Consider the following 14229-nt stretch of genomic DNA (forward strand, 5'->3'; position numbering starts at 1 on the left):
TGAGGAGGAAATATAAATGAAAGTATTAAAAGAATTATTGTACACAAAGGAACATGAATGGGTAAGAGTTGAAGGAGAAAAGGCTTATATCGGAATTACAGATTTTGCACAACATGCATTAGGAAGCATCGTTTATGTGGAATTACCAGAAGTAGACAATGAAATTAGTGAAGGGGACACCTTTGGAACAATTGAATCAGTTAAAGCAGCTTCAGATGTGTTTATGCCAATTGACGGAAAAATACTTGAAGTAAACGAAGCAATTGTAGACAATCCAGAATTAGTGAATGAAGATGCTTTTGAAAATTGGATGATATGTGCTGAAATATTAAATAATAGTCAGCTTCAAGGACTTATGAATGCTGATTCCTATGAAAAATTCTGTAATGAGGAGGCTTAATAATGTTTCCATATATACCTAACAGTAATATAGATGAGGAAAAGATGCTTGACAGCTTAGGTATGAACTCATTAGAAGATCTTTTTAAGGATATTCCAGAAGATTTAAGATTAAAAAGAAAACTTAATCTTAACGAGCCCATGTCTGAGCTTGAGGTTAGTAAAAAAGTTAAAGCACTTGCAGGTAAAAATCTTAACAGTGAGGATTTAGTATGCTTTTTAGGTGCTGGTTCCTACGATCATTATGTTCCATCAGTTATTAAGCACATTACTTCAAGATCAGAGTTTTATACTGCTTATACACCTTATCAGCCGGAAATAAGCCAGGGTACGCTGCAGGCTATTTTTGAATATCAGACTATGATTGCTGAACTAACTGGAATGGATGTAGCAAATGCATCTATGTATGATGGTGCAACTGCCTGCGCAGAGGCTGCAATGATGGCCTGTGAAAACACAAAACGTAAAACAATACTAGTTTCTAAGGCAGTACATCCTGAAATTAGAAAAGTATTAAAAACATACATGAGATTTCATGGAGAAGAGCTATTAGAAATAGATACTAAAGATGGAGAAACTGATATTGAAAGTCTTAAGGCTAACTTAAACAATAATTCAGCTGCTGTTATAGTCCAAAATCCTAATTTCTTTGGAATAATAGAAGATTTAACAGAAGTGGAAAAAGTAACTCATGGAAATAAATCCTTGCTAGTAATGAATGTTGATCCCATTTCACTGTCGGTTTTAAAGACTCCTGGAGAAATTGGTGCTGATATTGTAGTAGGAGATGGGCAAGCATTAGGAAATTCCATGAATTTTGGAGGACCATATCTAGGCTTTATGACTACAACTACGAAATTAATGAGAAAAATGCCTGGTAGAATAGTTGGTGAAACAGAAGATATAGACGGTAAGAGAGCCTTTGTGCTTACGCTTCAGGCAAGAGAACAGCATATAAGAAGAGAAAAAGCTACTTCAAATATCTGCTCTAATCAATCCTTAAATGCTTTAACTGCAGCTGTTTATCTTTCAGTTATGGGAAAAGAGGGCATAAGAGAAGTTGCAGAAACAAGCATGAGAAAAGCACACTATGCCTATAATGAACTAATTAAAACAGGTAAATATAAGAAGGTCTTTAATAAGCCATTTTTCAAGGAATTTGCTGTTGCAGGCACCTTAAATCCAGAGGTTCTTAATGAGAAACTTTTAGGTGAAGGCATTCTTGGCGGATATTCACTTGATAAGGATTATGAGGAGTTAAAAAATTCTATTTTATTATGTGTGACTGAAAAGAGAACAAAAGAAGAAATAGATATGCTGGTTAATTTAATGGTAAATGTAGATGAAGATAAGGAGGGTAAGAGGTAAGCATGAAAGAGTATAATAAACTTATATTTGAAGTTTCAAAGGAAGGCAGAAAGGCCTATTCTCTTCCAAAATGCGATGTACCTGACACTAATTTGGAAGAACTAGTTCCAAAGAATCTCCTTAGAGAAAAAGAATGTATATTACCTGAAGTAAGTGAAGTAGATGTTATAAGGCATTATACCTTATTATCTAATAAAAATTATGGTGTAGATTCAGGGTACTACCCACTTGGTTCCTGTACTATGAAGTATAATCCTAAAATAAATGAAGACATGGCTTCAAATCCTCATTTTACTGAGGTTCATCCTTATCAAACTGAAAATACAGTGCAAGGTAATCTTGAGCTTATGTATGATCTTAGCAAAATGCTAGGTGAAATTGCTGGTATGGATGGATTCACTCTTCAGCCAGCAGCAGGTGCTCATGGAGAGCTTACTGGGCTAATGATAATTAAAGCTTATCATGAAGCTAGGGGAGACTATGCTAGGAAAAAGATAATAGTACCTGATTCAGCTCATGGAACTAATCCTGCTAGTGCTTCAGTAGCTAATTTTGAAGTGGTTGAAATAAAATCTGATGAAAAGGGAGCAGTGGATTTAGAAAACTTAAAAGCAGTTTTAGGAAATGACATAGCTGGTCTAATGCTTACAAATCCAAGCACCTTAGGTCTATTTGAAGAAAATATAAGTGAAATAGCAAAACTAGTTCATGAAGCTGGTGGACTTTTATATTATGACGGAGCAAACACTAATGCTATTATGGGAATAACAAGACCTGGAGATATGGGTTTTGATGTAGTACATTTAAACCTTCATAAGACCTTTTCAACTCCTCATGGAGGTGGAGGCCCTGGAAGTGGACCAGTAGGAGTAAAAAAAGACCTTATTCCTTTCCTTCCAACACCTATAATAGAAAAGCAGGATAATAAATTTGTATTAAACTATGATATGCCATTATCTATAGGAAGAGTAAAGAGCTTTTATGGAAATTTTGGTATTCTAGTTAGAGCATATACCTATATATTAACTATGGGTAATGATGGCCTTAAAAAGGCAAGTGAAATGGCAGTTTTAAATGCAAATTATACTAAGGAAAAGCTTAAGGACTATTATATGACTCTTGATAAAGTATGTAAACATGAGTGCGTACTCGGAGGACTTAAGATACAAGAAAATGGTGTTACAACCTTAGATGTTGCAAAGAGGCTTATAGATTATGGATATCATCCACCTACAATTTATTTCCCTCTAATAGTTGATAGTGCACTAATGATAGAACCAACAGAAACAGAAAGCCTTGAAACCTTAGACGGATTCGTTGATGCAATGATTGCTATAGCTAAGGAGGCTAAAGAGAAGCCAGAGCTTCTTAAAGAGGCTCCACACAACACTGTTGTAAGGAGATTAGATGAAGTAAAGGCCGCAAGAACTCCAATTTTAAGATGGAAGGTATAACTATGGAAAAAGATATTGTCGTAATAGGTGGAGGTCCTGGAGGATATGTAGCTGCCATTAGAGCAGCTCAGCTTGGTGCAAAGGTTTGTTTAATTGAGATGGATAAACTAGGTGGTACATGCCTCAATAGAGGCTGTATACCTACTAAAGCACTTTATAGAAATGCTGAACTTTTAAATACTTTAAAGCACATAGATGAATTTGGCATTAATGTAGAAGCCTTAACTGTAGACGTTTCTAAAATACATCTTAGAAAACAAGGTGTAATAGACCAGTTGGTTGGTGGGGTAGACCAGCTTTTAAAGGCGAATGATGTATTAGTTTTAAATGGCAAGGCAGAGTTTAAAGATAAAAATACTATTAAAGTTAACTTAAAAGATAATAGCACCGAAGAAATAACTGCTAAAAATATAATAATTGCAACAGGTTCAGCACCTTCCATTCCTCCAATTGAAGGTGCTGATAGTGAAGGAATATATACAAGTGAAAATATTTTAAATTTTGAAAGCATACCAAAGACTCTAGCTATTATAGGCGGAGGAGTAATAGGTATGGAAATAGCTTGTATATTTAACTCCTTAGGTACCAAGGTTAATGTTCTCGAATTTTTGCCTAATATAATTGCCCAAGTTGACGGCGATATTACAAAACGACTTACCGTTTCATTAAAGAAAAAAGGAATAGAGATAAATACAGGAACTAAAGTTAACAAAATTGAAAGACAAGAAAATGGCTATGTGATTTTCGGTGAAGGAAAAAAAGGAGAAATTAAAGTAGAGGCTGAAAAACTGCTTATTTCTGCTGGAAGATCACCAATGACTCAGGGCCTAAAATTAGAAGCAGTAGGAGTAGATTTTGATAGAAAAGGCATTAAAGTTGATTCTAATTATGAAACAAGTGTCAAAGGAATTTATGCCATTGGAGACGTAAATGGAAAAGTAATGCTTGCCCATGCAGCCTCACATCAAGGTATGTTTGCTGCAGAAAAGATATTAGGTGTTTCTGAAGAAGTTCCAAGTGATATAGTACCAGGCTGTATATTCGTCTTTCCTGAAATAGCAACTGTAGGCATTACCGAGGAAGAAGCAAAGACTAGAGGGCTTACATACAAAACAAGTAAATTTATGTTTGGTGCAAATGGAAAAGCTCTTGCTTTAGGTGAAGGTGAAGGTTTTGTTAAAGTAATAGCTAGCGAGGATAAAATCATTGGAGTTCATATAATGGGACCACATGCCTCTGATATTATTCATGAAGGAACCTTAGCTATTGCTAATAATATCAGCTTAAAGGAAATTAAAAACACAGTACATGCTCATCCAACTCTTTCTGAGGCGTTTTTAGAGGCTGCCATGGGGATAAATGGCGAAGCAATACACTTAATGCCAATGAAAAAGTAAGAATTAAATATATTTTGTTATTTTTATAAAATTTAAGGAATAATAAGTGGTGAAAATTACGAATATTGTGGTAAAATAGCATTACGGGGGTGAAAGTAATGAATTTAGATAATGTTAAAAAAGTTGACCAAGAAATATTTAATGTAATTAAAAGTGAAATGGACAGACAGGAAAATAAAATAGAACTTATTGCATCAGAAAACTTTACCAGCAGTGCTGTAATGGAGGCTATGGGTTCACCGCTTACTAATAAGTATGCTGAAGGATATCCAGGAAAGAGATATTATGGCGGCTGTGAGTGTGTAGATGTTGCTGAAAACATAGCTAGAGATAGAATGTGCAAGCTTTTTGGTGCGGAACATGCCAACGTACAACCTCATTCTGGCTCACAGGCTAATATGGGAGTATATATGTCTGTACTTGAACCTGGTGATAAGGTACTTGGAATGAACTTATCACATGGTGGACATTTAACTCATGGTAGTCCGGTTAATTTCTCAGGAAAGCTTTATAAATTTATTTCCTACGGAGTTAATGAGCAAGGCGTAATAGATTATGAAGAATTAAGAAGAATTGCACTTCTTGAAAAACCTAAAATGATTGTTTCAGGCGCAAGTGCTTATGCAAGAATAATAGATTTTAAAACTATAAGAGAAATTTGTGATGAAATTCACGCATATATGATGGTAGATATGTCACATATAGCAGGGCTTATAGCTGCTGGAGTACATCCAAGTCCATTGCCTTATGCTGATTTCGTAACTACTACAACTCATAAAACCTTAAGAGGGCCAAGAGGTGGTGCAATACTTTGCAAGGAAGAGTATGCTAAGGCAGTAGATAAAGCTATATTCCCTGGAATTCAAGGCGGACCTCTAATGCACGTTATTGCAGCAAAAGCAGTGTGTTTTAAAGAGGCTATGTCTGATGAGTTTAAAGCTTATCAAAAGAGGGTTGTAGAAAATGCACATACCTTAGCTGAGGCTTTAACTTCTAGAGGCTTTAAGCTGGTTTCTGGAGGAACAGATAACCATTTAATGCTTGTAGACCTTAGAAATAAAGGGGTAACTGGTAAAGAAGCAGAGCATCTATTAGATGAAGTAGGAATAACTGTAAATAAAAACACTGTACCTTTTGAAACACAAAGTCCATTTGTAACTAGTGGAGTAAGAATTGGTACTCCTGCAACTACAACAAGGGGCTTTGGAAAAGAGGAAATGGTAGAAATCGCAGATATAATTTCTTGGACTATAGATAACAAGGATGGGGATTTAACACTAGCTAAAAATAGAGTTAAGGATTTATGTGAAAGATTTCCATTATACTAATTTATAACTAATATTTATAAAAAAGCTACCATTTATAAAATGATAGCTTTTTTATATACTGTTGTTTGAATATAGATCAATTTGAAGTAGAATAGTGATATGCTATAATAATATATCAGGAACATATGAAAACGAGGTATAAAACTTATGATAGACGAAAATAAAATAAAAGAAGCAGTTAAAATGATAATTGAAGCAATAGGTGAAGACCCAAAAAGGGAAGGACTTTTGGATACACCAGATAGAATAGCAAGAATGTACTCAGAAATATTTTCGGGACTTAATGAGAGTGCAGATACTCACTTATCAAAGGCCTTTACTGTAGAACAAAATAATATAATAGTTGAGAAGGATATACCCTTTTATTCTATGTGTGAACATCACTTTCTACCATTCTATGGTAAGGTGCATATTGCTTATATACCAAATGGCAGAGTAGCTGGACTAAGTAAACTTGCTAGAACTGTTGACATATATGCTAAAAGACCTCAGCTTCAAGAGAAAATGACTGCTGAAATTGCAGATGCCTTATATGAACATTTGGATGCTTCAGGAGTACTTGTTATTATTGAAGCAGAACATCTTTGTATGAATATGAGAGGTATTAAAAAGCCAGGAAGTAAAACAAAGACTCTTGCCATAAGAGGATGTTTTGAAAAGGATCAAAGCTTAAAGGAAGATGTTTTTGAACTTCTTAGAAGCTAAGGAGGCAAAATATGAACAAAGAAATATATATTGGAAATAAACTTTTTAAGCTAGGAAAACAAACCTATATAATGGGAATATTAAATGTCACTCCAGATTCTTTTTCTGATGGAGGTAAGTTCATTAATTTTGAAAAGGCTATAAATCATGCTAAGGAAATGGTAAATGAAGGAGCAGATATTATTGATATAGGCGGAGAATCTACAAGGCCAAATCACGTACCTGTTGGAGAAGAGGAAGAAATAAAAAGAGTAATTCCTATAATTAAAGCATTAAGTAAGGAAATAAACGTTCCTATTTCTGTTGATACCTATAAGGCTAAGGTGGCGGAATATTCAATAATTGAAGGTGCCTCACTTATAAATGATGTATGGGGCTTTAAAAAAGACAAAGATATGGCTAAGGTAGCAGCAAAATATAATGCTGCCTGCTGTTTGATGCATAATAGAGAAAATAATAATTATGATTGTTTAATGTCAGATATGATAATGGATTTAAAGGAAAGCATAAATCTTGCCCTAGCAGCTGGAGTAAAAGAGGATAAAATTATTATTGATCCAGGAATAGGTTTTGCAAAGAATTATGAACAAAACCTTGAAGTTATGAATAAACTTGAAATGCTTAGTACTCTTGGTTATCCGGTACTTTTGGCAACTTCGAAAAAATCCATGATTGGAAATGCTCTTAATTTACCCCCTGAAGAAAGAGTGGAAGGTACACTTGCTACTACTGTCATAGGGATAATGAAAAATTGTGATTTTGTTAGAGTCCATGATGTTAAAGAGAATAAAAGGGTATGCATAATGACTGATGCCATTATAAGAAAATAGTTTTGTAAGCAGGTGAGTAAATGGATAAGATACACATAAAGGATCTTGAGGTTTATGCCTTTCATGGCGTTAATAAAGAAGAAAAAAACATGGGTCAAAGATTTTTAATATCTCTAGAGCTTTCGCTTAATTTAAGAGAGGCCGGGATAAGTGATAATTTAATTAAAACTGTAAATTATGCAGAACTTTGCCTTAACATTGAGAAAGAATTTACAAAGAAAAAATTTGATCTTATTGAGGCTGCTGCAGAGGCATTAGCAAATTACATTTTATTAAATTATACCTCAGTAATTGGTGTTAAAGTATTACTAAAAAAGCCATGGGCACCTATTGGAAAACCAATAGATTATGCTGCGGTAGAAATTGAAAGAAGCTGGCACAAGGTATACATTGCATTAGGAACTAATATGGGAAATAAGGAGCAAAACATAAAAGATGCGCTTGAAAACCTAAAGGGGGATAGATGCAAGGTTATAAAGGTATCAAACATGTACTCAACCAAGCCAGTAGGATATACTGATCAAGATGATTTCTTAAATTGCTGTGCTGAAATAAAGACATTACTTACACCAAATGAATTAATTAATTTATTGCTTAGTATAGAACAAGATTTAAAGAGAGTAAGAACAATAAAGTGGGGACCAAGAACAATCGATTTAGACATTTTACTTTATGATAATATAATTACTTCTACTGAAGAAGTAATTATACCACATCCTAGAATGCATGAAAGGCTGTTTGTGCTAAAACCTTTAAGCGACATAGCTCCTTATTTAATTCATCCAATATTAAATAAAAGAATAATAGACATTGAAATGGAAGTATCTAAAATTCAAAGTTTATAGAAAGTTTAAATCAGCCCAATATTATCCAAGAAGTAGTTAATATTTTACCTAAATTATACAAATAAGATTATTGAAGTTAACTCCTTATTCTGATTATTCTGAATAAGGAGTTTTATCATTATATGTAACAATATGGCAAATTTTATATTGGAAAAATAAAAAAATCACAATAATTAGACAAAAATCTAAATAAAAATTATAAATATCCCAAAATTTATGTATACTTTTTCATTTTTTATTGATATAATTATTTTGTAAATATTTCGAGTAATTAGTAGTTCATTGTTAGTTTGACTATTAACAATCAACATAATGTTTTTTCTTAAATTAGCAGTTATTTATGTACAAGCTAATAATATCTTTTAATTCAACGAAATATTGTTAATGTAAATAAGGAGGGGTTTTAATTGAACAAAAAGTTAAAATCAATTAGCTGTATATTAGCAGCAACATGTACATTCCTTGTAGTAGAAAACACTATAAAAGTTGGCCCATTAGCTGTAGACGTAGTTTCAGCTGCTAGTGAAGCAGCACCTGCAGCACCTGCAGCAACTACACCAAAAACATCTACAAGCAAAACAACTACATCCACAGCTTCAACAGGAAGTATATCACGTTTACTTCTTGTAGGTTCAAGTGGAAGTGATGTTAAGAATCTTCAAACAGCTCTTAATAGTAATGGAGCGAAGCTAACAGTAGATGGCTTCTTTGGACCACTTACTAAGACAGCTGTAGTGAATTATCAAAAAGCTCATGGCCTAGCTGTTGACGGAATAGTAGGACCAAAAACTATTGCAGTATTAATCCCACGTTCTACAATACCAACTTCAATAGTTAAGACTGGCTCAGTAAGTGCTGATGTTAAGTATTTACAAACTAATCTTAACAAACTTGGGTACAAGCTATCTGTTGATGGAATCTTTGGAAAGCTTACTTTAGCTGCTGTTAAGGACTTCCAAAAGGCAAATGGCCTTGCTGTAGATGGAATAGCTGGTCCAAAAACATTTGGAAAGTTATATGATAAAGTAAATGCTCCTGCAGCAACTACTCCAGCAAAACCAACTACACCAACTACACCAACTACACCAACTACACCAGATACAGTAACATCTGCATCAGTAGTTAATAATAATGATTCCTTTAAAAAGGCAATAAGCACAAAAGATAAAGGTGGTAATTGGATAATAGCTACTCTTAATGATTTAAAAATTAATGAGCCTCTAGTTGTAGACGGACAGTTTATGAATGAGAAAAATGCTATTCAACGTAAAATAGCATTATACACTCAAGATGATAATCGTAATGTAACTGCTAGATTTACATTAACAGCACCTCAAATAACTATTTTAAGCCCAAATGCTAGCATAGAACAAGGAACTTTTGTAGGTGATATATACGTTTCGGCTTCTGGCTTCCAATTAAAAGGTTGTACTGTAAATGGAAATGTTTATTTTACAAATCAATCTGCTATGGATACTTTCAAAATGGATACCGCAAGTTCTGTTAAGGGAAAAAAGGAATTAAAATTATCTCCTGAACTTGTAGATGCTGTAACATCTGCATCAATAGTTAATAATTCAACAGATTTCCAAAAAGCAATTAGCAATACTGGAAAGTGGATAATAGCTGTTCTTAATAATATAACTTTAACTAATAACATTACTTTGGATGGTAATTTCACTAATACAAAAACTCCACCAGTATCAAGCCGCAAATTAGCCCTTTACAGTCAGGATTCTAATCATGCAACAACAGCTAGATTTGTATTAACTGCACCAAAACTAACTGTTAATAGTCCAGATGCTAACATTACAAAGGGAATGTTTAAGGGCGATATATATGTTAACGCTTCTAACTTTCAATTGATAGATGCAGCTGTAGATGGAAATATATATTTTGCTTCTCCTGAAATACAAAAGACATTTAAGATGGATGCTACAAGTGTTATTACAGGAAAACAAGAGGTTAAAACTAACTAATCAATAGAATAGTTATTTAATTAATAAGAAATGGGCTGACACACTAAGTAATTAGTGTGTCAGTTTCTTTTTATGCAGAAAATACGATTCCTGGGTCTAAAAGACAAGGAAAAGGGAGTATAATTAAGAAATGAAAAGCTTTAAATTAACTTAAAAGAATTAAACCATTTGTGGATAAGGGTATCACTTAATACTTCCACTAAATGCAGAATACAAAAGTTATAAGAACAATTAAAGATGGCTAATATTAATAATATTGTAAAAATAATACACATACATGACAAAATATTATAAATTTTCAAAATTTACTGTGTACTTTTATTAGTTTTATTGATATAATCAAATTGTAAATATTTCGGTAAATTAACAGTCTAATGTTAGTTTGACTATTAACAATCAATTAATAATATGTACAAGCTAATATAGATTTTAGTTCTCAGAAATATTATTAATAATAAATTCAATATGGAGGGGATTATATTGAACAAAAGGCTAAAATCAGTAAGCTGTGCTTTAGCTGCAACAATGACCCTAGTAGTTCTTCAAAATACTGTAAGGTTCGGATCATTAGGAGTGGATGTTGTTTCTGCAGCTTCAGAAACAACAAGCACAACAACTACACCACCAAAAACATCATCAACTTCAAGCAGTTCTACAACATACTACGCAAGTGGATATCGAATGCTTAAAATGGGTTCAACTGGTAGTGATGTCAAGAATCTTCAAGCAATTCTTAATAATAATGGAGCAAAGCTTGCTGTCGATGGTATTTTTGGAAAACTTACTAAAGCTGCAGTTATGAACTATCAAAAGGCAAAGGGGCTAGCTGTTGATGGTATTGTAGGTCCGAAAACTTATGCGGTTTTGATTCCAACTTCAGTTATACCTACTTCTATAGTTAAGTTAGGTTCTAGAAGTAATGATGTTAAGTATTTACAAACAAATCTTAACAAACTAGGGTACAAGCTTGCAGTTGATGGTATCTTCGGAAAACTTACTTTAGCAGCGGTTAAAGACTTCCAAAAGAAAAATGCTCTTGTAGTTGATGGAATAGCTGGTCCAAAGACATTTGGTAAGTTATATGAAAAAACTAATACTACAACAACGCCAACAAAACCAACAACACCGACTACACCAACTACACCTGATGTTGTAACAACAGCTTCAGTTGTAAATAAAGAAGATGCATTTAAGAAGGCAATAAGCAAGGATGGTACTTGGATTATTGCTACTCTTAAAGATCTAACCTTTACCGAGCCGCTTGTTTTGGATGGACAATTTAAAAATGGTAAAAAAGATGCTGATGGTAAAGATATATTACAACGTAAAATAGGACTTTATACTCAAGATAATAGTCATAATGTAACTGCAAGATTTTCATTAACCGCACCTAAAATAACAATTATGAGTGCAAATGCTAGTATTGAGCACGGAACATTTAATGGGGATATTTATGTTGCAGTTCCAGACTTCCAGCTCAAAGATATGAAAGTTAACGGGAATGTGTACTTTAGTACAAAAGCTGCTAAAGACACCTTCAAGATGGATGCTGCAAGCTCAATTACAGGCAAACAAGAATTGAAGCTATTACCTGAGGCAGATGTTGTAACATCAGCTTCATTGGTCGATAATACTACTGATTTCGAAAAAGCAATAAGTAAAGACGGAAAATGGATAATTGCTACTATTAATAATATAAAATCTGATAATGAACTAGTTTTAGATGGCGATTTTAAAAACGGAAAGAAAAATCCTGATGGCAGTGATGCTATACAACGTAAAATAGCATTATATACTCAAGCTAAAGATAGTGCAGGTAGTAATGTTGTAACAGCAAGATTTACATTAACAGCACCTAAACTTACCATTAATAGCGCAAATGCAAGAATACAAAGTGGTATGTTTAAAGGAGATGTTTATGTTAATGTACCAAATTTCCAATTAGTAGATGCTATTGTTGATGGTAATATGTATTTTGCTACTCAAGCTATAAAGGATTCCTTTAAGGCAGATGCTACTAGTATTATTACAGGAAAGCAAGAAGTACCTGGCTCCCCGGTATCACAAACGTCTATAAAAATTGGGAAGGTTGATTACAATGCTCATGGATCAGGTGTCGTAGTGGCTGCAGTAGCAATGGCAGGAGATAAAATAGCTGCTGTTTCAGTAGATGAGTATCAATTTATGCCTTTAGCTTCTATTACTGCTCCTCTTCCAAATACGGCTAAACTTGGTGCGAATTACAAAGATCCGGCAACTACTGTCTTAGCATCTAAGTTAACAAATACAGCATATTATAGTGCCAATATGAAAACTAGTGGTGGTGCAACACTAACTTGGGACCAAAATATGGCTGGGGTTCAAGCCTTCGCAAAAGGAAAAACAATTGCTGAATTAGATGCAGCAATTAAAGCAAATAAAAATGCTGATGGAACAGATAAAGATCCAAAGGTTGATGCGGTAACAAGTGCTACTTTCACAAGTACAAATGGATATCTTTCTGCAATTCTTGAAGCTGCAAAAAATGCTTCAGCAGCAAGTGTTTCAAGTACAGTAGATACTTCTCAATTAAGTAATTTAAAAATTGGAAGAGTTGATTATAATGCTCATGGATCAGGTGTGGTTAATGCAGCAGCAGCAACTTTAAATAATAAGATTGTTGCTACTATAGTAGATGAGTACCAATTTATGCCTTTAGCTTCTATTACTGCTGCTCTTCCAAATACGGCTAAACTTGGTGCAAACTACAAAGATCCAGCAACTACTGTTTTAGCATCTAAGTTAACAAATACAGCATATTATAGTGCCAATATGAAGACTAGCGGTGGTGCAACACAAACTTGGGACAAGAATATGGCAGGAGTTCAGGAATTTGCTACAGGAAAAACAATTACTGAACTAGATTCAGCAATTAAAGCAAATAAAAATGCCGATGGTACAGATAAGGATCCAAAGGTTGATGCAGTAACAAGTGCTACCTTTACAAGTACAAATGGCTATCTTTCAGCAATTCTCGAAGCTGCTAAAGTTGCTAAATAGTAAGTAGAGCATAAAAGTTACTTCAACATAAGAATGTTGATAAAGTCTAATATACCCTGACTATAAGGGTTCTTAAAATTTTTTAAATGCCTTATATTTTGTATTAATAATGCAATTTATAAGGCATTTTTCATCTAATAAATATATAGAAATATAATTTAATTAATGAATCAGAAATGAATGGCTATATGTAAATAAAATTTATAATCAAAAACAACACAAGGAGAGAATATTATGAAGAACAAAATAATGGCTATTTTAGGTGCAGCAGTAATTTCAGCAAGTGCAATTGGAATAACAGCTTTTGCAAGTGGTGCTTATAAAAATAACCAATTAGTTACATCAAAGATAGATACTGCAGAAGCAAGTACATTAGTGCAGGATTTAGTAAATACATCTGTGAATTATAACAAAAGCAGTGCAAATAACTCATCAAAGAATTTACATCAGGATATGATAAAAATCATGATAGACAATAGGTTAAAAGAAGCAGCCAGTTATATACAGAACGGTAATTATACAGCTATGACAAATTATATGAATAATCTATCACAGAAAGATTATGATAGAATGTGATAGAATGATTAAAATCATGAATGATAATGGCTATGGTTACATGGCACAAATGATGCAATCAATAGGTAAAGAAGGAATGACCAAGATGCATAATTCAATGAATAGCTATATTAGTAATTCAAAAGAAATGATGGGGAATTTTAGGTAGTATATAATCAACTCTTTCAAACACCATGTCCCCAATATATCTATTTGGAACATGGTGTTTAATTTTTGTTGAAGTAAATAAATTAAAGGGGGTGTCGCAAAACTACCTTGAAAAGTAGTTTTGCGATACTCCTTTTCATTTTTAGACGCGAAGAAGTCATG

The 14229-nt window shown here is 33.4% G+C and carries 12 protein-coding genes; all 12 read left to right on the forward strand.

Annotated elements, in window-relative coordinates; genetic code table 11:
* The first annotated feature begins 16 nt into the window (after positions 1–16).
* The gene (gene gcvH / locus ACJDUG_RS16690; RefSeq protein ID WP_406771001.1) at positions 17–400 is read left to right on the forward strand and encodes a glycine cleavage system protein GcvH; all 384 of its coding nucleotides are present in this window, start codon (positions 17–19) and stop codon (positions 398–400) included.
* 2 nt (positions 401–402) lie between these two features.
* On the forward strand, positions 403–1767 hold the full coding sequence (gene gcvPA, locus ACJDUG_RS16695; RefSeq protein ID WP_406771002.1) for an aminomethyl-transferring glycine dehydrogenase subunit GcvPA: 1365 nt from the start codon (positions 403–405) through the stop codon (positions 1765–1767).
* 2 nt (positions 1768–1769) lie between these two features.
* Positions 1770–3221, forward strand: coding sequence for an aminomethyl-transferring glycine dehydrogenase subunit GcvPB (gene gcvPB / locus ACJDUG_RS16700; protein ID WP_406771003.1), 1452 nt, complete (start codon positions 1770–1772; stop codon positions 3219–3221).
* A 2-nt stretch (positions 3222–3223) separates the two neighbouring features.
* Positions 3224–4618, forward strand: a complete 1395-nt coding sequence (lpdA, locus tag ACJDUG_RS16705) for a dihydrolipoyl dehydrogenase (protein WP_406771004.1) — start codon at positions 3224–3226, stop codon at positions 4616–4618.
* Positions 4619–4716: 98 nt separating this feature from the next.
* Positions 4717–5946: a serine hydroxymethyltransferase gene (gene glyA, locus ACJDUG_RS16710; protein ID WP_406771005.1), complete on the forward strand. Its 1230-nt coding sequence runs from the start codon at positions 4717–4719 to the stop codon at positions 5944–5946.
* Between the two features lie 150 nt (positions 5947–6096).
* Complete coding sequence (gene folE, locus ACJDUG_RS16715; protein ID WP_406771011.1) at positions 6097–6651, forward strand: GTP cyclohydrolase I FolE; 555 nt, start codon at positions 6097–6099, stop codon at positions 6649–6651.
* Between the two features lie 23 nt (positions 6652–6674).
* Positions 6675–7481: a dihydropteroate synthase gene (gene folP / locus ACJDUG_RS16720; RefSeq protein ID WP_406771012.1), complete on the forward strand. Its 807-nt coding sequence runs from the start codon at positions 6675–6677 to the stop codon at positions 7479–7481.
* A gap of 20 nt (positions 7482–7501) precedes the next feature.
* Positions 7502–8326 (forward strand): 2-amino-4-hydroxy-6-hydroxymethyldihydropteridine diphosphokinase, encoded by an 825-nt coding sequence (gene folK / locus ACJDUG_RS16725; RefSeq protein ID WP_406771006.1) that lies wholly within the window; start codon positions 7502–7504, stop codon positions 8324–8326.
* Between the two features lie 407 nt (positions 8327–8733).
* Positions 8734–10305, forward strand: a complete 1572-nt coding sequence (locus ACJDUG_RS16730; RefSeq protein ID WP_406771007.1) for a peptidoglycan-binding domain-containing protein — start codon at positions 8734–8736, stop codon at positions 10303–10305.
* 480 nt (positions 10306–10785) lie between these two features.
* Positions 10786–13344 carry a peptidoglycan-binding domain-containing protein gene (locus ACJDUG_RS16735; RefSeq protein ID WP_406771008.1) on the forward strand — a complete coding sequence of 853 codons (2559 nt, stop codon included), beginning with the start codon at positions 10786–10788 and terminating at the stop codon, positions 13342–13344.
* A 234-nt stretch (positions 13345–13578) separates the two neighbouring features.
* Positions 13579–13920 (forward strand): hypothetical protein, encoded by a 342-nt coding sequence (locus ACJDUG_RS16740; protein WP_406771009.1) that lies wholly within the window; start codon positions 13579–13581, stop codon positions 13918–13920.
* Entirely contained in the window at positions 13907–14068 is a 162-nt protein-coding gene (locus ACJDUG_RS16745; protein WP_406771010.1) for a hypothetical protein, read from the forward strand. Before ACJDUG_RS16740 ends, ACJDUG_RS16745 begins: the two co-directional genes overlap by 14 nt.
* Positions 14069–14229: the final 161 nt, after the last annotated feature.

The organism is Candidatus Clostridium stratigraminis (assembly GCF_045310675.1).
Taxonomy (GTDB): Bacteria; Bacillota; Clostridia; order Clostridiales; family Clostridiaceae; genus Clostridium_AT; species Clostridium_AT stratigraminis.